20 protein-coding genes, 1 tRNA gene and 1 riboswitch are annotated in these 21037 nt (G+C 65.9%); of the genes, 13 read left to right on the forward strand and 8 right to left on the reverse strand.

Translation table 11 applies throughout. From position 1 onward, the window contains the following. Nucleotides 1-619 precede the first annotated feature (619 nt). The 6 genes from BRAO375_RS01240 (at nt 620) to BRAO375_RS01265 (ending at nt 7173) form a co-directional block, all read left to right on the forward strand. Nucleotides 620-1576 (forward strand): LacI family DNA-binding transcriptional regulator, encoded by a 957-nt coding sequence (locus BRAO375_RS01240; protein WP_009025624.1) that lies wholly within the window; start codon nt 620-622, stop codon nt 1574-1576. A gap of 126 nt (nt 1577-1702) precedes the next feature. Continuing rightward, nucleotides 1703-3205: a sugar ABC transporter ATP-binding protein gene (locus BRAO375_RS01245; protein ID WP_009025625.1), complete on the forward strand. Its 1503-nt coding sequence runs from the start codon at nt 1703-1705 to the stop codon at nt 3203-3205. Nucleotides 3206-3256: 51 nt separating this feature from the next. Further along, complete coding sequence (locus BRAO375_RS01250; RefSeq protein WP_035638297.1) at nt 3257-4309, forward strand: ABC transporter permease; 1053 nt, start codon at nt 3257-3259, stop codon at nt 4307-4309. A 91-nt stretch (nt 4310-4400) separates the two neighbouring features. Beyond that, complete coding sequence (locus BRAO375_RS01255; RefSeq protein WP_009025627.1) at nt 4401-5501, forward strand: ABC transporter substrate-binding protein; 1101 nt, start codon at nt 4401-4403, stop codon at nt 5499-5501. 404 nt (nt 5502-5905) lie between these two features. Beyond that, complete coding sequence (locus BRAO375_RS01260; RefSeq protein WP_035638303.1) at nt 5906-6244, forward strand: putative antibiotic biosynthesis monooxygenase; 339 nt, start codon at nt 5906-5908, stop codon at nt 6242-6244. Between the two features lie 26 nt (nt 6245-6270). Further along, entirely contained in the window at nt 6271-7173 is a 903-nt protein-coding gene (locus BRAO375_RS01265) for an SMP-30/gluconolactonase/LRE family protein (RefSeq protein WP_009025629.1), read from the forward strand. A 30-nt stretch (nt 7174-7203) separates the two neighbouring features. On the opposite strand, the gene BRAO375_RS01270 is transcribed toward BRAO375_RS01265, so the two are convergent. The 3 genes from BRAO375_RS01270 to BRAO375_RS01280 all read right to left on the reverse strand — a co-directional run bounded on the left by BRAO375_RS01270 (nt 7204) and on the right by BRAO375_RS01280 (nt 9195). Further along, nucleotides 7204-8085 (reverse strand): NAD(P)-dependent oxidoreductase, encoded by an 882-nt coding sequence (locus BRAO375_RS01270; RefSeq protein WP_009025630.1) that lies wholly within the window; start codon nt 8083-8085, stop codon nt 7204-7206. Nucleotides 8086-8130: 45 nt separating this feature from the next. Beyond that, a complete protein-coding gene (locus BRAO375_RS01275) occupies nt 8131-8886 on the reverse strand; it encodes an SDR family oxidoreductase (RefSeq protein ID WP_009025631.1) in 756 nt (251 codons plus the stop codon). A gap of 235 nt (nt 8887-9121) precedes the next feature. Then, nucleotides 9122-9195: transfer RNA gene (locus BRAO375_RS01280), tRNA-Gly, on the reverse strand. A gap of 236 nt (nt 9196-9431) precedes the next feature. On the opposite strand from BRAO375_RS01280, the gene BRAO375_RS01285 reads away from it, so the two are divergent. From BRAO375_RS01285 to BRAO375_RS01305, 5 genes are all read left to right on the forward strand, one after another. Next, nucleotides 9432-9842 carry an SPW repeat protein gene (locus BRAO375_RS01285; RefSeq protein ID WP_009025632.1) on the forward strand — a complete coding sequence of 137 codons (411 nt, stop codon included), beginning with the start codon at nt 9432-9434 and terminating at the stop codon, nt 9840-9842. Between the two features lie 204 nt (nt 9843-10046). Then, nucleotides 10047-10619 (forward strand): methylated-DNA--[protein]-cysteine S-methyltransferase, encoded by a 573-nt coding sequence (locus tag BRAO375_RS01290; protein ID WP_009025633.1) that lies wholly within the window; start codon nt 10047-10049, stop codon nt 10617-10619. A 71-nt stretch (nt 10620-10690) separates the two neighbouring features. Beyond that, nucleotides 10691-11530 carry a helix-turn-helix domain-containing protein gene (locus BRAO375_RS01295; RefSeq protein ID WP_009025634.1) on the forward strand — a complete coding sequence of 280 codons (840 nt, stop codon included), beginning with the start codon at nt 10691-10693 and terminating at the stop codon, nt 11528-11530. 52 nt (nt 11531-11582) lie between these two features. Beyond that, the gene (locus BRAO375_RS01300; protein ID WP_009025635.1) at nt 11583-11942 is read left to right on the forward strand and encodes a VOC family protein; all 360 of its coding nucleotides are present in this window, start codon (nt 11583-11585) and stop codon (nt 11940-11942) included. Nucleotides 11943-11951: 9 nt separating this feature from the next. Beyond that, entirely contained in the window at nt 11952-12353 is a 402-nt protein-coding gene (locus tag BRAO375_RS01305; RefSeq protein ID WP_009025636.1) for an SRPBCC family protein, read from the forward strand. A gap of 27 nt (nt 12354-12380) precedes the next feature. Here BRAO375_RS01305 and BRAO375_RS01310 read toward each other — a convergent pair whose 3' ends face one another. Together BRAO375_RS01310 and BRAO375_RS01315 are read right to left on the reverse strand one after the other, a co-directional pair. After that, nucleotides 12381-13832 (reverse strand): MATE family efflux transporter, encoded by a 1452-nt coding sequence (locus BRAO375_RS01310; RefSeq protein ID WP_009025637.1) that lies wholly within the window; start codon nt 13830-13832, stop codon nt 12381-12383. Nucleotides 13833-13949: 117 nt separating this feature from the next. After that, a complete protein-coding gene (locus BRAO375_RS01315; RefSeq protein WP_009025638.1) occupies nt 13950-15056 on the reverse strand; it encodes a 2'-deoxycytidine 5'-triphosphate deaminase in 1107 nt (368 codons plus the stop codon). Between the two features lie 112 nt (nt 15057-15168). After that, nucleotides 15169-15248: riboswitch (SAM riboswitch) on the forward strand. 76 nt (nt 15249-15324) lie between these two features. Here BRAO375_RS01315 and BRAO375_RS01320 point away from each other — a divergent pair. Beyond that, on the forward strand, nt 15325-16548 hold the full coding sequence (locus BRAO375_RS01320; RefSeq protein WP_009025639.1) for an O-succinylhomoserine sulfhydrylase: 1224 nt from the start codon (nt 15325-15327) through the stop codon (nt 16546-16548). A 136-nt stretch (nt 16549-16684) separates the two neighbouring features. Here the strand turns inward: BRAO375_RS01320 and BRAO375_RS01325 are convergent, their stop codons facing one another. From BRAO375_RS01325 to BRAO375_RS01335, 3 genes are read right to left on the reverse strand one after another with little or no spacing between them, the layout of a single operon-like run. Further along, on the reverse strand, nt 16685-17833 hold the full coding sequence (locus BRAO375_RS01325) for a GDSL-type esterase/lipase family protein (protein WP_009025640.1): 1149 nt from the start codon (nt 17831-17833) through the stop codon (nt 16685-16687). 14 nt (nt 17834-17847) lie between these two features. Then, on the reverse strand, nt 17848-18606 hold the full coding sequence (locus BRAO375_RS01330; RefSeq protein WP_009025641.1) for an SGNH/GDSL hydrolase family protein: 759 nt from the start codon (nt 18604-18606) through the stop codon (nt 17848-17850). After that, a complete protein-coding gene (locus BRAO375_RS01335) occupies nt 18606-19886 on the reverse strand; it encodes an OpgC domain-containing protein (protein ID WP_009025642.1) in 1281 nt (426 codons plus the stop codon). Before BRAO375_RS01335 ends, BRAO375_RS01330 begins: the two co-directional genes overlap by 1 nt. Before the next feature lie 329 nt (nt 19887-20215). Here BRAO375_RS01335 and apaG point away from each other — a divergent pair, with 329 nt between their 5' ends. Next, nucleotides 20216-20611 (forward strand): Co2+/Mg2+ efflux facilitator ApaG/CorD, encoded by a 396-nt coding sequence (apaG, locus tag BRAO375_RS01340; protein ID WP_009025643.1) that lies wholly within the window; start codon nt 20216-20218, stop codon nt 20609-20611. Nucleotides 20612-21037 lie beyond the last annotated feature (426 nt).

Consider the following 21037-nt stretch of genomic DNA (forward strand, 5'->3'; position numbering starts at 1 on the left):
GCGGCCAGCGCCCGGCATTCCCCGCGCCCTCTCTTCATCGAGGGCGGACCGACCGGCAGAGCTCGGACGCCAGGGCGTCGCGAGATGGCGATGACACATGTCCAGGCGGCCATATCTGCCGCAATCTTTGCTCGCTATCATGAAGTTCGGGAGCGGTTGCTGCAGTCTCCGCCGTCGTCCCTGCGAACGCAGGGACCCGTACCGCGGAATCTCTCGAACAGGCATCGCTGCCAGCCACCGTCTCACCAAGGCCGGTGGTTATGGGTCCCTGCGTTCGCAGGGACGACAGCGGGGCGTGCCGAGGGATTGCGCGCTCAATATCGTTGTTCTCAACCCTCGCATTGGCGGGGTCAGGGCCGAATTGTCGCGTTTCTCAACGCGATCGCGCCGTCAGTCCGCGGACTCGCCCCCGATTGTTATCGATATCGCAAACGATGTATCCTTTTCGCCTCGCCCAGGTCCAGGCCCCTCGCCCTCAAGGTTGCCGGCTCCGGGCGGCGGCGCACCCACGAGAAGACCGCATGAGATGAAGCAGTTCAAGCCGACTACCCGACCGATCCAGAAGCGCCCCGCGACCATGGCGGAGGTGGCGGCACGGGCCGGCGTGTCGACGATGACGGTGTCGCGCGCACTCAAGAGCGACGGCGCCGTCTCCGAGGAGACAAGGCGCAAGATCCTCGCCGCCGTCGACGAGCTCGGCTACGTGCTCGACCTCTCGGCCGGGGCGCTGTCCTCGAAGCGCACCGGCTTCGTGGCCGTGCTGGTGCCCTCGATCAACAATTCCAACTTTTCCGACACCGCCCGCGGCATCACCGAGGTGATCGAGAGCGAGGGCTTGCAGATGCTGCTCGGCTACACCGATTACGACATGGAGAAGGAGGAGCAGCTCGTCCAGGCGATGCTGACGCGGCGGCCCGACGGCATCATCATCACCGACGGACGGCATACGCCGAAGGCGCGGCGGATGCTGCAATCCGCCGGCATTCCCGTCGTCGAAACCTGGGATCTGCCCGACAATCCGATCGATCATGTCGTCGGCTTCTCCAATGCCGAGGCGTCCCGTGCCCTCGTCCACCGGCTCTATCAGAAGGGCTATCGCAACATCGGCTTCATCGGCGGCGCCAGCCGGCGCGACACCCGCGGTGCCGATCGCCGGATGGGCTATATCAGGGCCGTCGAGGAACTCGGCCTGCCGGTCGGTCGCACCATCTCGTTCGGCAACCCGCCGATCTCGATGGAGCAAGGCGGCCAGGCCATCGTGCACCTGATCGAGCAATGGCCCGACGTCGACGCGGCCGTCTGCGTCTCCGATCTCTCGGCGTTCGGCGCGATCATGGAGTGCCATCGTCGCGGCTGGGCCGTGCCCGGCCGGATCGCGATCGCCGGCTTCGGCGATTTCGAGGTGTCGCGCTGCGCGTGGCCACGGATCACGACCGTCGCCATCGATTGCCGCAACATCGGCCGCGAGGCCGGTCGCGTCCTCCTGAAGGCGCTCGACGACATCCAGCACGAGCGGACACCCGCCCCCGCGACCCTGATCGTGCCGTTCGAGGTGATCGAGCGCGAAAGCACCTGACCCCCTGCACCGCTTGACAGCGGTTTTCTCGGAGCTACGATGTTATCGATAACAAAAACAATGAGACCCGGTCGGTGGTGGGAGCTCACTCTCCCCGTTCGCGCAGACCGGCTGGGAGGATGAGGGATGGCATCGGGTGCGCTGCGCTTCGATGGAATCGTCAAGTCGTTCGGCGGCACCCGCGCGCTCAAGGGCGTCAGCTTCGCGGTCGGCCGCGGCGAGATCGTCGCGCTGCTCGGCGAGAACGGCGCCGGCAAATCGACCCTGATCAAGGTGCTCGGCGGCATCCACCGCCCCGATGTCGGCGCGGTGACGATCGCGGGCAAGCCCTATCAGCATGCCCCCGGCGGCCGCAGCGGCGACCACCAGCCCGTCGCCTTCATCCACCAGGATCTCGGCCTGATCGAATGGATGAGCGTCGCCGAGAATGTCGGCCTCGCCCAGGGCTTTCCGCGCAAGCCTCCATTCGGCCTGATCGACTGGCGCGCGGCGGAAGCGCGCGCCACCAAGGCGCTTTCGCTGGTCGGCTGCGACATCGATCCGTCGACGCGCGTCTCCAGCCTGTCGCGCACCGAGAAATCATTGGTCGCGATCGCCCGCGCCCTCGTCGTCAACTGCGACTTCCTGGTGCTCGACGAGCCCACCGCGAGCCTGCCCGCCGACGAGGTCGAGCGGCTGTTCTCAGCGCTCAGGCGGCTGCGCCAGCAGGGCGTCGGGATGATCTACGTCTCGCACCGGCTCGACGAGATCTTCCGCATCGCCGACCGCGTCGTGGTGCTGCGCGATGGCGAGCTGGTCGGCGAGACGGCGATCTCCGCGACCTCGCCGGAGGAGCTGGTGCGGCTGATTGTCGGCCGGCCGCTGGTCGACATGTTCGAGAAGGCTGCCGTGCACACGGGCAAGACCCGCGTCACCGTGCGCAACCTGGTCACGCCCAAAGCGGGGCCGGTCGATTTCGAGGTGCGCGAGGGCGAGCTGCTCGGCCTCGTCGGGCTGCGCGGCGCCGGCCAGGAGGATGTCGGCCGTGCGCTGTTCGGCGCCGTGGCGCATCGCGGCGAGATCAGCATCGACGGCACGGTGCCGGATCTCTCCAGCCCCGTCGCCGCAATGGCCAGCGGTATCGGCCTGGTTGCCCGCGACCGCACCGAGGAGTCGATCGCCGCGTCGCTGTCGATCCGCGAGAACGTGTTTCTCAATCCCGGCGCCTCAGGGCGCCGCCTGTTCGACTTGCTGACGCCCGGCCGTGAGGCGGAGGACTCCGTGAAGCTTGGCGCCCAGGTCGGGCTGCGGCCGAACGATCCGCATCTCGCCATCGAAGGCCTGTCCGGCGGCAACCAGCAGAAGGTCGTGGTCGGACGCTGGCTCGCCACCGGGCGCAAGCTGCTGGTCGCGGAAGACCCGACGGCCGGCGTCGATGTCGGTGCCAAGGCGGAAATCTATCGTCTGATCGCGCGCGCCATCACCGAGGGCCTCGCCGTCGTGGTGGTCTCCACCGATTTCGAGGAGGTCGCGCATATCTGCCACCGTGCGCTGGTGTTCAACAGGGGACGGATCATCGCCGAGATTGCGGGCGATGCGCTGACGACGGAGGCGCTGATCACCGCGGCCTCGGCGTCCGAGGCCGCGTAGCAAAGAGTCGGAGCGGGCCGCCGAGAGCTCGCCGGGAGGGACGTGATGGGAATGAACTCGATCGAGTCGAATGCGCTGGAGCCGACGCGCGCCGATCTCGCCGGCGCTTCGCTGCCGCAGAAGATCTCGCGCCTGCTGCCGGTCTATGGCCTGCCGATCATCACCGTCGCACTGATCGTGCTGTTCTCGGTCCTGCTGCCGAACACGTTCCCGACGCTGCTGAACCTGCGCTCGATCATTTCCGACAAATCGATCATCGCCATGCTGTCGCTGGCGGCGATGATCCCGATGGCCGCGGGCAAGATCGACCTCACGGTCGGCTACGGCATCGTGCTCTGGCACATCCTGGTGATCAGCCTGCAGACCTCGCTCGGCCTGCCCTGGCCGGTCGCCGTGCTGATCGTGATAGCCCTCGGCGCCTTCACCGGCCTGCTCAACGGTCTCCTCGTCGAGGTCGCGCGCATCGACAGCTTCATCGCCACGCTCGGCACCGGCACCGTACTCTATGCGCTGGCGCTGTGGCACACCGGCGGCCGCCAGGTCGTCGCGATGCTGCCGGAGGGTTTTCTCGCACTCAACGGCCAGATGATTGTCGGCCTGCCGATCACCGGCTTCTACGTGCTCGCGCTGGCGCTCGCGATGTGGCTGATGTTCGAGTATCTGCCGCTCGGCCGCTACATCTACGCCATCGGCGCCAATCCGAAGACGGCGGCGCTGAATGGCATTCCGGTGCAGCGCTTCACCGTCGGCGCCTTCATGACCTCGGGCGCGCTGACCGCGGTCACCGGCGTGCTGCTCGCCTCGAAGCTGCGCATCGGTCAGGCCAGCGTCGGCCTCGAATATCTCTTGCCGGCACTGGTCGGCGCCTTCCTCGGCTCGACCACGATCAAGCCCGGCCGCGTCAATGTCTGGGGCACCATTATCGGCGTCGCCGTGCTCGCGGTCGGCATCGCCGGCATCCAGCAGTTCGGCGGCTCGTTCTGGGTCGAGCCGCTGTTCAACGGCGTCACTTTGCTCGCGGCGATCGGCATGGCCGGCTACGCCCAGCGCAAGCGCGGCGCGGTGGCCAAGCTGCCGATGGGAGCGCCCGAACCGAAGAGTTGAAACCACGCGACCTTACGTGATCGGCGCTGAGCCGGCCACGACAACAAGTCCGGTCACAAACCGGACCAGCATCACACCAGGGAGAACGTCCATGTTGCACGCGTTGCTACGAACCGGCGCCATCGCCGCCGGTCTCGCCTTCGGTCTGACCACTGTCCACGCGGATCCGCTTGGGGACGCGAAGGCCTACATCGAGAAATACGCCTCCAAGGTCGACAAATGGGATGGCCCGACGTCGGGGCCGAAGATCGCCAAGGGCAAGACCATCGTCGTGCTCGCCTCCGACATGAAGAATGGCGGCGTGCTCGGCGTCACCAAGGGCATCGAGGAGGCCGCGAAGGCCGCCGGCTGGGCCGTGCGCACGCTCGACGGCGCCGGCTCGGTGTCGGGCCGCACCGCGGCGTTCGGCCAGGCGATGACCTTGAAGCCCGACGGCCTCGTGATCTGCGGCTTCGACGCGGTCGAGCAGAAGCCGGGCATGGAGGCCGCCAAGGCCGCGAAGATTCCGCTGGTGTCGTGGCACGCCGCCCCGGTGATCGGCCCGGTCGCGGAGGCCGGCGTGTTCGCCAACGTCACCACCGATCCGATGGCCGTCTCGACCGCTGCCGCCAATTGGGCCTTCGTCGACGCCAACGGCAAGCCGGGCGTGATCATCTTCACCGACTCGACCTATGAGATCGCGATCGCCAAGGCGAAGAAGATGAAGGAGGTCATCGAGGGCCTCGGCGGCAAGGTGCTCGAATGGGTCGACACGCCGATCGCCGAAACCTCGACGCGCATGCCGCAGCTCACCACCTCGCTCCTGCAGAAGCACGGCGCGGCTTGGACGCACTCGCTGGCGATCAACGATCTCTATTACGACTTCATGACCCCCTCGCTCGCCGCCGCCGGCATCAAGGGCACCGGCGCGCCGGTCAACGTCGCCGCCGGCGACGGCTCGGAGAGCGCCTATCAGCGCATCCGCTCCGGCTCCTACCAGGCCGTGACGGTCGCCGAGCCGCTCAACCTGCAGGGCTGGCAGCTCGTCGACGAGCTCAACCGCGCCATCGCCGGTGAGAAGTGGTCCGGCTACGTGTCGCCGCTGCACGTCGTGACCAAGGCCAATGTCGAGTTCGACGGCGGCCCGACCAACACCTTCGACCCCGGCAACGGCTACCGCAACGCCTACAAGAAGATCTGGGGGCTGGAGTAGCCTCGCTGTCGGAGGGTCATCGTGCAGCGCCCATTTCGGCGCTGCACATTTGGCGAGAACAACGAAAGCTGAAACCTGTCCTCCGCACCGCATACAAGCGAGCGAGCCACGACTGCTTCCTTCGTCATTGCGAGCGCAGCGAAGCAATCCAGGGTGGTGTGCGGGACTCTGGATTGCTTCGCTGCGCTCGCAATGACGGAGGATAGACCGTCGTCGAAGCCGTCCCACCTCGCCGAGCTCGCCGCTCATCGTCCATATGCAGCGTCGATCTCGGTACTCGCCCTCATGGTGAGCAGCGTCGCCCTCACGGCGCGTCTCGAACCATGAGGCCCACTCACACCATCCCGGCGACCGGCATCAGGCCGGCCGCCGCTTCCTCTTCTCACACTGACGAGCAAATGCCGATGTACATCCGTTGCGCTTTCTTCAATGGCCGCGTGAAGCCCGGTCGCGAGGCTGAGTTCACCGCCTATGTCCGTGACAAGCTGGTGCCGCTGTGGACGCGCTTTCCTGGCGCCGAGGAGGTCCGCGTGCTGCGCCAGGAGGACAGCGACAGCGACGCGCAGCGCTACGAGATGGTGCTGGCGATCCGCTATCCCTCGCATGCGGCGATCGAGCAGGCGCTGGCCTCGCCGGTGCGCGCCGAGAGCCGCGAGGTGACCGGCGGATTGATGGAGATGTTCGACGGCTCGATCTTCCACACCGTCTTCAAGGCCGACGACTTTCCGCTGCCGACCGACTGACCGCATTCTGCCGGAGACATTGAGCCATGAGCACCTATGACATCCGCGACCCGCGCTTCAAGGCCCTGATCATCGGGCATGCCAGGCTGGAAAAGCTCTGGACCGGCTGCCGCTGGGCCGAGGGTCCGGTCTATGTCCCCGCGGCGAAGTCGCTGCTGTGGTCTGATATTCCCAACGATCGCCTGATGCGCTTCGACGAGACCGACGGCTCGGTGTCCGTGTTCGAGAGCCCGTGCGGCTATCACAACGGACATACGCGCGACGCGCTCGGCCGCGTCATCGCCTGCGAGCATGGCGGCCGGCGCATCTCGCGGCTGGAGCATGACGGCAGCTGGACCGGACTGATCGACCGCTTCGAGGGCAAGCGCTTCAACTCGCCCAACGATGCCGTGGTCAAGTCGGACGGCACGATCTGGTTCTCGGATCCGACCTACGGCATCGACAGCGCCTATGAGGGTCACGCAGCCCAAAGCGAGATCGGCGCGAGCAACGTGTACCGCTTCGATCCTGCGAGCGGCGCGGTCGCTGCCGTCGTCACCGACATGGTCAAGCCGAACGGCCTTGCGTTCTCACCCGACGAGCGCCTGCTCTACGTTGCCGACACCGGCGCGACCCATGTGCCGGACCTGCCGGCGGTCATCCGCGTCTATGACGTCGCGGCAAGCGGGAGCACGGTCGACAACGGCCGCGTGTTCGCGACCTCTCCCGCCGGCTTCTTCGACGGCTTCCGCGTCGATCGCGGCGGCAACATCTGGACCTCGACGGGCGACGCGGTCGCGATCTACGCGCCGGACGGCAGCCTGATCGGCCGCATCCCGGTGCCGGAGATCGTCTCCAACGTCACCTTCGGCGGGCCGAAGCGCAACCGGCTCTACATCACCGCGCAGACGTCGCTCTACGCGATCTTCGTCAACGCCCATGGGATCTGAATGGGATCAACCGAGACGCCACGCCAGCGATCATTCCGGCGGCACGCGCGCCGCCCAATACTCCATCAGCGCGGCCTGATCCATCGCGCCGAGCCCGACCGCCGTGAGCAGCCGATGGATCTCGGCACAGACGGCAGTCATCGGCATCGCGACGCCGGCCTGCCGCGCCAGATCCTGCGCGCCATTGAGGTCCTTGACCATGTTGTCGATCCGCCCCGTCGGACGATAATCGCGATCGACGAAGCGCGGCATGTATTCCTGAAGGATGGCACTGTCGGCCCGCCCGCCGCGCAATGCCTGTGGGATCTTCGCCGCATCCACGCCGGCGGCCTGCGCCAATGCCGTCGCCTCCGCGACCGCCATGAAGTTGAGGCCGCACAGCACCTGGTTGATCAGCTTGGTGACCTGACCTGCGCCGCTCGGCCCCATATGCGTGTAGTTCGACGCAACCGCGGCCAGCACCGCGCGCGCCTCGGCGACATCGGCAGCCTCGCCACCGGCCATGCAGGTCAGCTGGCCGATCGCGGCCTTCGGCGCGCCGCCCGAGAGCGGACTATCAACCCAGCGCAGCTCGGCCGCGGCTGCATCGGCGGCGAGCGCGCGCGTCGCATCGGGATCGATCGAGGACATATCGATGATCAGCGTGCCCTTGCGCGCACCCGCAGCCACGCCTTCCGCGCCGAACACCGCCGCGCGCACGATCTTCGACGAGTTGAGGCTGAGGATGACGGCGTCTGCTTCGGCTGCGGCCTTTGCCGCCGATGCAGCCGCGGTGGCGCCAAGCGCCACGAGCGCCGCGACCTTGGCGGCATCGAGATCGAACACGATGAGGCGCGTGCCGGTCTGCACCAGCCTCGCGCCGATCGCTCCACCCATGGCACCTGCGCCGATCAACGCGACGACACGACTCATTTCGGCACTCCGCAGGCAACACGGGGGATCGATCGACGGCAGATATCAGAGCGAGGCGGTGATGCCGCCATCGACATAGAGCACGTGGCCATTGACGAAGGACGATGCGGCGGAGGCGAGAAAGATGCAGGCGCCGACCAGCTCCTCGACCTTGCCCCAGCGCCCCGCCGGCGTACGCTTCTCGAGCCACGCCGAGAACGCGGGATCGGCGACGAGGGCGGCATTGAGCGGCGTGTCGAAATAGCCCGGCGCGATCGCGTTGACCTGCAGGCCGTGCTTGGCCCAATCCGTCGCCATGCCCTTGGTGAGATTGCCGACCGCGCCCTTGGTGGCGGTGTAGGGCGCGATCGACGGCCGCGCCAGCGAGGTCTGCACCGAGGCGATGTTGATGATCTTGCCGGCGCGGCGCGCAATCATATGCCGCGCGCAGGCCTGACCGACATTGAACACCGAGGCGATGTTGGTCTGCAGCAGGCGCTGGAACGCCTCCTCGGGAAAATCCTCCAGCGGCGCACGGTGCTGCATGCCGGCATTGTTGACGAGAATATCGATCGGCCCGGTCTCGGCCTCGAAGCGATCCACGGCGGCGCGCGCCGCAGCGTGATCGGTGACGTCAAAGGCGAGCACCCGCGATCCCTTGATCGCATCAGCGGCAGCGGCGAGCTTGGTCTCATCGCGGCCGTTGAGCACGACCTCGGCGCCGGCCGCCGCCAGACCACGCGCGAGCGCAAGGCCGATGCCTTGCGAGGACCCGGTCACCAGGGCGCGACGCCGCGCCAGATCGAACAAGTCGACCGCCACTCTGCTTCCTCCGCCTATTTGCCCTGGTTCAGGTTTAAGGCGAATTATGTTATCGATAACAAGAACTGTCAACGCTGCAGCTTCTTGCGGCGATCGTTCGTTTGGGAACGGAAAACGTCCAGAGGCCTGGCGCAGCGCGAGCGAGGCGCTCCCGCGGACAGTCGCGCGACGGCGTACGCTGCGCGTCATTCACTGACGAGCGATCCGCTTCGGCTCTGCAACGGAGCAATTGGCCTGGAGCGGGCGAAGGGAATCGAACCCTCGTATGCAGCTTGGGAAGCTGCCGTTCTACCATTGAACTACGCCCGCACGGCTCCATTCCTAACCGAGCCGGGACGTTTCGCCAAGCGGCTTGTTGCCAACGGAATGCCCAACGGCAGCGGCGCTCGGGAAGCTCGGTCGCCCGATCGTGATCGCACCGTGGCGGCCGTGGCGGAACAGATTGCCCCGTCGCCGCTTGTGCGTCCAAAGCAGTGGCCGCGCGCGGCTGCTGAACGACCGGACGCAACAATGGCCAAGGTCGAATGGTGAAGGGAGCTGAGATCATGCTCAACGACAGCCCCGCATCCTCGATTCCCGTCAGCTCGAATCTGATGTCGATCATGTCGCGGCCGTCCGCACTCGACATCTACACGCTGGCCTGCGGCCTGTTCCTCGCCGGCGCGCCCTGGCTGTTCGGCTTCGCTCGCACCGCGGGCCAGCTCGATGCCGAGATCGTCGGCGTCGCCGTGGTCGCGCTCTCGATCGGCGGACTGATGGCCTTCGCGGATTGGGAGGAGTGGCTCAAGGTCGCATTGGGAGTTTGGTTGATCGCGGCGCCCTGGCTACTCGGCTTCGTTCATACGCCGGCCATGCATGTGAGCATCGTCATCGGCATCGCCGTCACGTTCCTCAGTCTCCTCGAGCTTTGGCTTGCGCACGATCCCGACTTCGCAGGAGAAAGCCGATTGCACTGAGTGACCGAACATCACGGAAGATCTGTTGCGGCACGTGTCGCCATCGCGACGCCGGCGAGAGATCACAAGACGACGCTTGACAACCATGACCCAAATCAGGGCAAACCCGCCCCGGTCGCGCCGCGCTGTTAACACGTTGTTAACAAAATTGATGCGGTCGACCGTGACAGTGCTATGATTGTGGCGTGGGGTTGGGGTGGCGTCATGGGGCGTGGGTATACGATCTTTGATACGGCCCTCGGCCGTTGCGGCATTGCTTGGAGCGATGCCGGGATCACTGGCGTGCAGCTGCCGGAAGCACGGGAAATCGAGACGCGTCGGCGGCTGTTCCGCCAGTTTCCAGAAGCGCGCGAGCAACGCCCGTGTGCGAATACTGAACTTGCCATCAAAGGTATCACGACCATGCTGCGCGGCCAGCATGTCGACTTCTCCGACTTGGATCTCGATCTCAGCGGCGTGACACCGTTCAACCAGCGTGTCTATGACGCCATTCGCGCCATTCCCCGCGGCGAAACCCGCAGCGCCGACGATCTCGCCGCCGAGCTGCACGTGCCGAAGGCGCTGACCTCGATCACCCAGGCGTTGACGAAGAATACATTCGTGCTGATCGTGCCCTGCCACCGCGTGCGCGAATTGGGCAACGGCCTCGACAAGCCGTCGCCGAACAGCGGAATCATCTCCAAGCGCCGGCTGCTGTCACTGGAAGGCGCGCAGCCGCAAGCGGGCCTGACGTTGTTCGACGCCCTGCTGGCCCAGGACCGGCGGCGCGCCTCCTAGCGTGTTCGCACCGTGCGAGATTATCTCGCGCGTGCCCTCGTCTTCTCTCCGTGAGAGCCTAGGTCTTCCGGATGACCGCGACCGTCCTGTTCGAGAGCCGCTCCATCACCGTCTCCGAGTTTCGCTGCACGGCGATGCCGGGCGAGCGTCCCTATCCCGAGCAATATGCCGGCTACTCGCTGTCCTATGTGCGCAAGGGCAGCTTCGGCTGTCACCATCGCGGCCGCTTCTTCGAGCTGGTGACGGGCGCCCTGCTGGTCGGATACCCCGGCGACGAGTTCATGTGTACGCATGATCACGTCTGCGGCGATGAGTGCCTGTCTTTCTTCTTCGACGATGCGATCGTTGATGAGATCGGCTGCGACAGACGGGCTTGGCAGGCCGGTGCCATGCCGCCGCTGCCGCAACTGATGGTGCTCGGTGAGTTCGCTCAGGCCGTGACGAGGCGCGAAGAGACTGTCGGTCTCGACGAGGTCGGATATGAGATCGCAAACTGCTTCGTCACGGCCGCAACCGGCGAAGCGACGCGGGCCGTGAAGCCGAGCCTTCGCGATCGCCGGCGGGCTGTCGAGAGCGCGTTGTGGATCGACGCCAATTCGGAGCACGACATCGATCTTGCGGATGCGGCGCGCGAAGCCGGCGTCAGCCCCTTCCACTTCCTGCGCCTGTTCGCGGCGACGATCGGCGTCACTCCGCATCAATACCTGATCCGCTCCCGCCTGCGTCGCGCCGCGCGCCGCTTGAGCGAAGAGGACACGCCGGTCACGGCCATCGCCTACGACACGGGCTTCGCCGACTTGTCCAACTTCACCCGCACCTTCACGCGCGCGGCTGGCATCTCGCCACTGAAATTCCGCAAGGCGTCACGCGGCGATCGCAAGATTTTCCAAGAACGGATCGACCGGTCCTGATCAGGTGATCCCGGCGCATGCAGCAGCCGCATGCCAAGCATGGAGATCATCAATGTACGATCATGTCGGCCTGAAGGTCCGCAATCTCGACGCCAGTGTCCGTTTCTACGCGGCCGCGCTGGCGCCGCTCGGCCACGTCCTCTGCTCGAAGGACGAAACCTCGGCGGGCATCGGCCCCAAAGGCGAGCCGGCCCTGTGGCTGTACCTCGACAAGGACGCGAGCAAAAGCGCGACCCACGTCGCCTTCCGCGCGACTGATCACGCCGCAGTCAGCAAATTTCACAGCGAAGGCCTCAAGGCCGGCGGCAGTGACAATGGCGGCGCGGGACCCCGCACGGATTACAGCCCGACCTACTACGCCGCGTTCCTGCTCGACCCCGATGGCAACAATGTCGAAGCCGTATGTCCGTGAGGCTGCTCGATGGCATCGATCCAGAAGGACATTCCAATCGCAGCTCCCGCTGATGCGGCGTGGGATGCGGTTCGTGATTTCGGCGCGGTTCATACCCGGCTGGCGCCGGGCTTCGTCGTCGACACCCGGCTCGATGGCGATGCCCGAATCGTGAACTTCGCGAATGGCAACATCGTGCGCGAGCTCCTCGTCAACTGCGACGAGCACCGTCGCAGGCTCGTCTACGCGGCAACCAGCGAGCGCGTGATCCATCACAACGCGTCGATGCAGATCATCCCGGAGGGGGAGCAGCGCTGCCGGATGATCTGGATCACGGACGTGCTGCCGCACGAGATAGTGCCCTACATCACCCAGCAGATGGAGCTCGGGGCCCGCGCGATGCAGGTGGTCTTGGGTCGGCTGGGCAAATGAAGCCCCGGCCCGCAAACGACGATCGTGTCACTGCGAAGCAGAGCTCGGCTCGGCCGCGACGGCGGCCGGGCGCAGCGCCAGCGCAGCAGGCCTCGGACCCCAACGGGTCAGCATGACGCTGGCGAGCGTCAGCACGCCGAGCAGGACCATCGACGCCGCGGCCAGCAGGAAGAACTGGCCCTCCGTCGCAGCCAGACTGAGCAGATAGCTTCCGCCGATGGCGATGAAGAGCAGCCGCGCCGTCTGCGCCAGCACCGGCCCGATCACCTTAGCGGCGCCTTGCGAGGAAAAGTACATCGCGATCGCCAGGCCGATGAAGGCGTACATCGGGGCTGCAATCTGCAAATAGTGCCGCCCCGCGCTCCGCGCGCTCTCGTCCTGCGTGAAGATGTCGACCCACAGCTGCGGAACGATGGCGATGATCGTGGAGAGCACGCCCATTGCGGAGAAAGACACGAGGCCCGCAGTCCACGCGATCCTGCGGGCACGCGCAATGTTTCCAGCGCCGATCGCCATTCCGACCATCGGCACCGACGCCATGCCGATCGAGAACCCGACGGTGGTCATCATGAACTCCAGGCGGGCGCCGATGCCATAGCCGGCGAGCACCGCGGTGCCGAAGCCGGCCAGCATGTGCGTGAAGATCGCGATCGAGAGCACCGATTGCAGCGGCGAAAAGCAGGCGACCGCGCCGACCTTGAGGATGTCGGCGAACATCGCCCGGCTGATCTTCAGCCCGCGCAGCTTCGGCCGGACACGCGCGCGGCCTGAGAACAGATACCAGCCCATCACCGAGATGCTGACGCTGAACGCGAGAAGCGCGCCGGCGGCGACGCCGCGCATGCCGAGTCCCAGGCCGAGACTCAGCGTTCCGCCGAGCACGATCTGCAGCAGCGCCGAGCTCAGGATCATGAACGAAGGCAGCTTCATGTTGCCGGTGCCGCGCAGAATGCCGGCCATGGAGTTCATCAGCCAAGGCAGCATGGCGCCGCCGAAGAAGATCTGCAGATAGGCCACGGCATGATCGAGCACCGCGCCGCGGCCGCCGAGCGTTTCGAGCAGAGCGGGGCCGAAGACCAGCATGCCGACCAGAAAGGTTGCACCGAACGACAGTGCGATCAGCAGCGCGTGCGAGGCGAGCGTGGAGGCGCGCTCGGTCTCGCCGGCGCCGAGCGCCCGCGCAATTGCCGAGGCGACGCCGCCGCCCATGGCGCCGCCGGACATCGTCATGGTGAGGATCACGAGCGGAAACACCAGCGCCATGGCGGCCAGGGCTTCGATGCCGAGGCGACCGATATAGGAGGTCTCGGCGATGACGACGCAGGTGCCGGCGGAGTTCGCGATGAGGTTTGGCCAGGCCAGAGAGAGCAGCGTTTTCAGGATCGGACCGTCGGCTACCGCGTTCCGCACCGGCTTTTCGACCGGCGGTAAGGCGCGGCCTTCGCCGACCGGACTGTCGGCCAAGCCGATCTCGGACATGTTCGCTCCCCGCAGCTGCGCGCTCGCAGCCCATTGTCGTTCGGGTCTTCCTAGCACACCGCGACGGCGGGCCTCGTGCAGCGGACGCATTGGGGGTCCGCGCGCCGCGCGCAGCGTCTACAGACGGAAATGCTTGGAGAGCTTCAGGCCCTGCGCCTGGTAGTTGGAGCCGATGCGGCTGCCATACATCGCGTTCGGTCGCGCCAGCATCCTCTCGTAGACGAGGCGGCCGACGATCTGGCCGTGCTCGAGGATGAACGGCACCTCGCGCGAGCGCACTTCAAGTACCGCCCGCGAGCCCTGCCCGCCGGCGCCCGCATAGCCGAAGCCGGGATCGAAAAAGCCGGCATAGTGGACCCGGAATTCGCCAACCAGCGGATCGAACGGCACCATCTCGGCAGCGTAGTCCGGCGGCACCTGCACGGCCTCCTTGGACGCCAGGATATAGAACTCGCCGGGATCGAGGATCAGGCTGCCATCGGGCCGCGCCTTGATCGGCTCCCAGAATTCCTCCACCGGATAGCCGCCGCGACGGTCGACATCGACGACGCCGGTATGGCGCTTGGCGCGGTAGCCGACATAGCCGTTGGCATTGCTGCCCGAGAGGTCAACGGACAGAGCGACGCCGCCGGCGAGATCGGCATCGTCGCGATCGACCAGGCGCTCGACTTCATGCAGCGCAATCAGCTCATCCTCCGACAAGACAGCATCGCGGTAGCGGAAGCGGACCTGGGACAGGCGAGAGCCCTCGCGCAAAAGCACCGGAAACGTCTTCGGGCTGATCTCGGCATACAGCGGGCCGTGATAGCCCGCGCCGATCATGTCGAAGCGGCGGGTGCCGTCGGCGATCACGCGGGTGAACACGTCGAGCCGGCCGGTCGAGCTCTTCGGGTTGGCGGCGGCGACGATGTCCTTCGGCAGCGCCAGGCTCTCCAGCAGCGGCACGATGTAGACGCAGTTGGTCTCGAGCACCGCGCCGTCGGCGAGCGCAATCTCGTGCAGCTTCAGCTCGTCGATGCGCTCGGCGACGGTCGAGCCAGGTCCCGGCAGAAAGCTCGCGCGCACGCGGTAGGCGACGTCGCCGAGCCGCAAATCCAGGCTCGCCGGCTGGATCTGGCTTTCGACGAAATCGTATTCAGGGATGATCAGGCCAGCCTCCGCCATCGCCACGATCATGCGGTCGGGCAGGATGCCATGGGCGGCGGCGGGAAGCGAAAACGGCAAGACCTGATCCTTTGCAGGCGCCGGAACGGCGGCTATGCGAGCCAATATAGGGTCTTTTGACCGGTTATCCGATGGCTGGCTTGACGGAAAGGCCGGGTGGGACTAAGAGCACGACTTATCCCGTGGTGATTTGAGCCGGCCGGCTTGCAGCCACGTTAAATAAGTCGCTAAACAGGCCGGGGACGATTGTGATCCCGGCCGTGAGGAGTTTTCCCAGGCCGGTTTTTTTGTGCCCATCGCCAAGCGCGGTGGTCACGATGGAGGTCACATGTCCAATTCTCCTGCGTCGAAGTCCCCCGCGAAGGCCCCGGCGTCGTTCACCCAATATCGTCCGGAAACCCGGCTGGTGCATTCCGGCGGCCTGCGCTCCGAATTCGGCGAGACCGCCGAGGCGCTCTATCTCACCCAAGGTTTCGTCTACGCCACCGCCGAGGAATGCGAGGCGCGCTTCAAGGGAGAGGATCCCGGCTTCATCTATTCGCGCTTCTCCAACCCGACCACGGCGATGTTCGAGCGCCGCATGATCGAGCTCGAAGGCGCCGAGGCCTGCCGCTCGGCCGCCACCGGCATGGCCGCCGTCACCACCGCGATCCTGGCCCCCTTGCGCGCCGGTGACCACGTCGTCGCGGCGAAGGCGCTGTTCGGCTCCTGCCGCTACGTGGTGGAAGACCTGCTGCCGCGCTACGGAATCGAGTCCACCCTGATCGACGGACTCGATCTCGACCAGTGGCAGAAGGCGGTCAGGCCGAACACCAAGTCGTTCTTCCTGGAGAGCCCGACCAATCCGACGCTCGACGTGATGGACATTCCGGCGATTGCCGAGATCGCGCATGCCCATGGTGCGCGGCTGATCGTCGACAACGTCTTCGCCACGCCGATCTGGCAGAGCCCGCTCGCGCTCGGCGCCGATGTCGTCGTCTACTCCGCGACCAAGCATATCGACGGCCAGGGCCGCTGCCTCGGCGGTGTGATCCTGTCGTCGGAGGCGTTCATCGCCGAGCACATCCACAATTTCATGCGCCAGACCGGACCGTCGATCTCGCCGTTCAACGCCTGGGTGCTGCTCAAGGGGCTGGAGACGCTGGCGGTGCGGGTGCGCGCGCAGACTGACACGGCGGCGAAGGTGGCCGACTTCCTTGCCGCGCATCCGAAGATCTCGCGGCTGATCTATCCGGGCCGTGAGGACCATCCGCAGGCGGCGACGGTCCGGAAGCAGATGCGCGCGGGCTCGACCCTGGTCGGCTTCGAGGTCAAGGGCGGCAAGGCGGGCGCGTTCCGCACGCTCAATGGGCTCAAGCTCGCGCGGATCTCCAACAATCTCGGCGACGCCAAGACGCTGGTCACGCATCCCGCGACGACGACGCATCAGCGGCTGACGCCGGAGGCGCGGGCCGAGCTCGGGATCAGCGAGGGTTTCATCCGCTTCTCCGCCGGCCTCGAGCATGCGGACGATCTGATCGAGGATCTCGACGCGGCCCTGCGGGCGGCGTAGCGAATGGCGAAGGAGCGAGTCCTCAGCTTGAATCCCCAATAACGACTCGCCACCCGCTCCTATCATCTCTCGATCCCGGGTTCGCTCGCGTTGCGAGCGCCCCGGGATGACGGTTGCGGAGCCCACGCCTCCGCGGTCACATCGGCCGATAGGTCAGCACGTCCGCCGGCGCGTTGACGCCCAGCTTGACCTGGCCGACCGAGCGGATGATGTCGTCGCCGAGCAGCTGGGCGAAGCAGGCATAGCCCCAGTCGCTCATGTGCAGGCCGTCCGAGATCACGAACTCGTTGATCGGGATCGCCTGGCGCTCGTGCCAGTCGCGCATCACCTCGAAGCGCGGGAAGATGCCGGCATGATGCAGCTCGGCGATGCGGCCGAGCAGCTTGTTCATGCGGCTGGCATTCTCCGAACGCTCGTTGACGCGCGGCGAATATTGCAGATCGACGAGAACGACATCCGATGCCGCCGCCTGGATCTTGGCGACGCCATCCTCGACCAGCTTGGCGGTCTCGGTCGGATCTAGATCGCGCAGCACCGCGTTGGTGCCGACCTGCCAGATCACCAGATCCGGGCGCCGGTCGATCACCGACGTCTCCAACCGCTTCATCATCTCCGGCGCGTCCTCGCCGCCGACGCCGGCATTGATGACGCTGATGTCGGCCATCGGATATTGCCGGCGCAACTGGGCAGCGAGACGGTTCGGATAGGTGTAGTCCGGTCCGCTGGAGCCGTAGCCCTGCGTCGACGACGAGCCGAACGCGACGATGACCACCGGCAGGCCGGAGGCGAGCTTGTTGGCGACGTGCGGCAGCGAGATGAAGTTCTTCTTGGCGACGCCCTTCGGCGGCAGGCACGGCACGCGGTTGAAGATATCCGACGCAGACTTGGCAACCTGCTTCACCTTGTCGATCGCGCGCTCGGTGATGCTGCGCGACGGCGGCTGCGCTGCGGCGGCCGATTGCACTGCTGCGGACGGCGCATTGTTGTCGGAGGACGTATTCGCCGTGGACTGGGTCGACGGCATCGGCGACTGGTTGGTCATGGCCGACGGACGCACAGCCGCGATCTGGCCGGGCGCCTGCGTGCTCGCCTGAGCAACGGTGATGTGGCCGATCGTCGGACGGAGCTCGCTGAGCGGAGCGGCGTCTGCTTCAGGAGGCGACGCAGGCGGCATTGCGCTCTGCGCATGGGCCGCCTGCGGTCCCAACGAGAGTGCGAGCATCATGGCGGCAACGGCCGAGAGCTTCTCCCATGTCCTGGATACGCGGTTACAGCTGAAAGTCATGGAGACGCCGAATCCTAATTCTGCTGCGCCGGGCTGAGATGCGCCGCGTCGATGATGAACTTCGACAGCGCCCGGCCGAGGCAATCGTGGACCTGCTTGGCCAGCTCGATCCCGTGCGTCGGATTGAACAGGTCGAAGTCGCCCTGCTCGTTCCACTGCCGCATGATGGCGAAGCGGTCGAACAGCGGGATATCGCGCTGCTGCGCCACCACCCGCATGTTGTCGATGTAGGGCGGCACGGAGATCAGCGTTTCCGTCCGCGGGCTGTATTGCAGATTCATCAAGATGACATCAGCTCCTGCATTCTGCAGCGTCGCAACACCGTCATTGACCGCCTGACGAAACTCATCAGGATCGATGGACCGCATGGCATCGACCGTTCCGGTCTGCCAGATGACCAAATTAGGCCTTTTTCCTTCCACCAGTTTAACAAGATTGCCAGCGATTTCCTCGGCCGTCTTCTTGGGCTGCAGCTCTACGCTGAGATTGACGGTGACGGACGGCAGCTTGTCCTTGAGCGCGGCCTGCAAGCGGGCAGGGTAAGCATTGCCATCGGATGCGCTGACGATCGTCGACGAGCGGCTTCCGACGACGAGAATGTCGAGCGTCCGGCCGTTCTTGACGGCCTCGGCAACTTTCGGGAGCGGGCTCTCGGTCGTGAGCAGGTAGGCCGGCACCTCGCAGGTCTGGGGCGCGTCCTCGGCGCGCGCGGAGACCGCCAGCGAGGCCGCCAGCGCCGCGATACCAAACCTTAACCACGAGACGGACTTCATCAGCCCCCTCCCGCCAGATCAGCGTTGGCGCGAACACCTTTTCGCGCCGCACCCTTATCGGCCTCACGCTTGTACCACGAAATCAACGAGGCAACGCCCCACATGGCGAGGATGCCGCACAGGCTGATCATCGCGTGCATCATGGCGCCGCCTGACACTTCGGCAAGTACGAAATGGCCCGCGAAGGCCAGAAACACGCCGAGACAGAAGATCTCCAGCGAGTGTTGCCCGCAAACAATCAGCGGACGCAGCCAACGCGATTTCAACAGCGGCCAATCCTTGGGCAGATAGTGCACCGTGAGTGCTGCGAGTGCGAGGAAATGCGCGAACCGCAACACGTCCAGATCGGTCTTGTCGATCGGATACATCCACTGCTCGATTCGACGCGGCATCAGATGTCCGAGCTGCGGGATGTACCAGGTCAGCGTGACGAAGAAGGCGGCGACCAGATAGGCGACGCAGATGCCGAGCGTGATCGGTGAGTTGAGGATGCGCGACATCCGCTTGGCGCCGCCCAGCGCACACCAGGCGCCGAACACGAACAACAGCTGCCAGGCGAACGGATTGAAGGCCCAGAAGCCGTTCGGATAAGCCGACAGATAGAGGTCGAACTCCCAGGTGACCGCGTACAGAACGACCGACAGCGCCAAGGTGAGATCCGGTCGCCAGCGCATCAGCCACAGGATCAGCGGCAGGAACAGCATCAGCACGATGTAGAGCGGCAGCACGTCCATGTTGACCGGCCGGAAGCGCAGGATCAGCGCCTGCACGATCGTCACGTCCGGCTGCTTCAGGAAGTCCATGATCCCCATCTCTTCGGTGTAGAGCGGGTTCTCGAAGCTGGTGGCGACGTAGGAGATCTCGGCGAGGAAGATCGTGAACAGGAAGACGTGCGCGACATAGATCTGCCAGACCCGGCGCAGGATGCGGGCGGTGGCGACGATGAAGCCGGCATCCTGCATCGCCCGGCCATAGACGAAGGCCGCCGTGTAGCCGGAGATGAAGATGAAGATCTCGGTGGCGTCGGAGAAGCCGTAGTTGCGGATCGTGAACCAGGTCAGGATGTTCGGCGGCAGGTGATCGATGAAGATCAGCCAGAGCGCCAGCCCGCGGAACAAATCGAGCCGCAATTCACGCTCGCCGACCGCCGGAAAGCTGATCTTGGGCGCAGCCGTGCTGGCGGGCGCGACCGGGCACGCAGCCGCAGCAGGCTCCGCAGCGGGCGCTGCGGTGGCTCCGGGGACAGACGGTCCGGCAAGGCGATCGGCAATCGACGTCATCAGGCACCACGTCAAGGCTGCCAGCCCTCCGGGCCCGGCAGGGGAAATGTAGGGCTGCGCAATTTTTGCGCAAGCGATGAAGGACTTATCCGCTGGGTCGTGCCCAGTTTTTCGGCCCTCGCGGACGACCTGAAGCAATCGCGTGACGCATGACGAACCGATGGCTTCACCGACGCTGCCGATCGCATCCGCGAGCGACGCCGGACGTGTGGCAAAGGCTCGCATGCAGATGGCAGAGTCCGCGATTCTGGTGCCATAATCCGGAACTGTGTTGAAAGCACGATGGCGTTACGATTGGTTCCGCACCAAGTTTCCGCTACAATGCATCCATGTACCGCGCCGTGACTCGCCACATCGAAGTGACCGTCGAACCGAACTTCCTGCCCGAGAAGTCGTCGGTTGCGGATGGCCGCTGGTTCTGGTCCTACACCGTGACCATCACCAATTCCGGCACGGAGACGGTGCAGCTGCGCAGCCGACACTGGGTCATCACCGATGGCGCCGGCCGGCAGCAGGAGGTGCGCGGCGAGGGCGTGGTCGGGGAGCAGCCGGTGCTCGCGCCGGGCGAGCGCTTCGAATACACCTCCGGCGTCCCCCTCACGACAGCGTCCGGTTTCATGTCCGGCTCCTACCAGATGGAAAGCGCCAGCGGCGAGACCTTCGACATCGCGGTGCCCGCGTTCTCGCTGGACAGCCCGGACGGCGGCAAGCGGGTGTTGAATTAGCGCGGCGGGCGCTAGGTTCGATTGACGCCCGATCGTGCGATCTCTTCGAGGGATGCGGCTCTCGACCCTCGATCGCTTGCCCTCTTTCGGCCCGCCGCACCTGTTGGCGACGTTCACCGCTGTCGTCCCGGGTCGGCGCATCCGCCAGCGTTGGCGGATGCGCCGACCCGGGACCCATAACCACAGGATCCCGTTTGGCGATGGCTGGAGAGGCGATCTTGTCTCACCACGACCGCCTGTGGTTATGGGTCCCCGCTTTCGCGGGGACGACACCACCTTCGCTGAGGCAGATCGAGTCACACACCCCTCCCCATCGACGTCACAGCTTCGCAATCTCGCCGCGCATCCCGCGCCCGAGCTTTGTCCGTTCGTCCGCCCTCTCCAAGCAGAGGGCGCAGGGAAGGCCAGGCCTCGGCTGAGGCCTGC

The organism is Bradyrhizobium sp. ORS 375 (genome assembly GCF_000239775.1).
GTDB lineage: Bacteria > Pseudomonadota > Alphaproteobacteria > Rhizobiales > Xanthobacteraceae > Bradyrhizobium.

Excerpts from the sequence above, each read along its gene's own strand:
- BRAO375_RS01245 (WP_009025625.1), top strand. The coding sequence starts at position 1,703 with ATGGCATCGGGTGCGCTGCGCTTCGATGGAATCGTCAAGTCGTTCGGC.
- BRAO375_RS01250 (WP_035638297.1), top strand. The coding sequence starts at position 3,257 with ATGAACTCGATCGAGTCGAATGCGCTGGAGCCGACGCGCGCCGATCTC.
- BRAO375_RS01255 (WP_009025627.1), top strand. The coding sequence starts at position 4,401 with ATGTTGCACGCGTTGCTACGAACCGGCGCCATCGCCGCCGGTCTCGCC.
- BRAO375_RS01260 (WP_035638303.1), top strand. The coding sequence starts at position 5,906 with ATGTACATCCGTTGCGCTTTCTTCAATGGCCGCGTGAAGCCCGGTCGC.
- BRAO375_RS01265 (WP_009025629.1), top strand. The coding sequence starts at position 6,271 with ATGAGCACCTATGACATCCGCGACCCGCGCTTCAAGGCCCTGATCATC.
- BRAO375_RS01270 (WP_009025630.1), bottom strand. The coding sequence starts at position 8,085 with ATGAGTCGTGTCGTCGCGTTGATCGGCGCAGGTGCCATGGGTGGAGCG.
- BRAO375_RS01285 (WP_009025632.1), top strand. The coding sequence starts at position 9,432 with ATGCTCAACGACAGCCCCGCATCCTCGATTCCCGTCAGCTCGAATCTG.
- BRAO375_RS01290 (WP_009025633.1), top strand. The coding sequence starts at position 10,047 with ATGGGGCGTGGGTATACGATCTTTGATACGGCCCTCGGCCGTTGCGGC.
- BRAO375_RS01295 (WP_009025634.1), top strand. The coding sequence starts at position 10,691 with ATGACCGCGACCGTCCTGTTCGAGAGCCGCTCCATCACCGTCTCCGAG.
- BRAO375_RS01300 (WP_009025635.1), top strand. The coding sequence starts at position 11,583 with ATGTACGATCATGTCGGCCTGAAGGTCCGCAATCTCGACGCCAGTGTC.
- BRAO375_RS01305 (WP_009025636.1), top strand. The coding sequence starts at position 11,952 with ATGGCATCGATCCAGAAGGACATTCCAATCGCAGCTCCCGCTGATGCG.
- BRAO375_RS01310 (WP_009025637.1), bottom strand. The coding sequence starts at position 13,832 with ATGTCCGAGATCGGCTTGGCCGACAGTCCGGTCGGCGAAGGCCGCGCC.
- BRAO375_RS01320 (WP_009025639.1), top strand. The coding sequence starts at position 15,325 with ATGTCCAATTCTCCTGCGTCGAAGTCCCCCGCGAAGGCCCCGGCGTCG.
- BRAO375_RS01325 (WP_009025640.1), bottom strand. The coding sequence starts at position 17,833 with ATGACTTTCAGCTGTAACCGCGTATCCAGGACATGGGAGAAGCTCTCG.
- BRAO375_RS01330 (WP_009025641.1), bottom strand. The coding sequence starts at position 18,606 with ATGAAGTCCGTCTCGTGGTTAAGGTTTGGTATCGCGGCGCTGGCGGCC.
- BRAO375_RS01335 (WP_009025642.1), bottom strand. The coding sequence starts at position 19,886 with ATGACGTCGATTGCCGATCGCCTTGCCGGACCGTCTGTCCCCGGAGCC.
- apaG (WP_009025643.1), top strand. The coding sequence starts at position 20,216 with ATGTACCGCGCCGTGACTCGCCACATCGAAGTGACCGTCGAACCGAAC.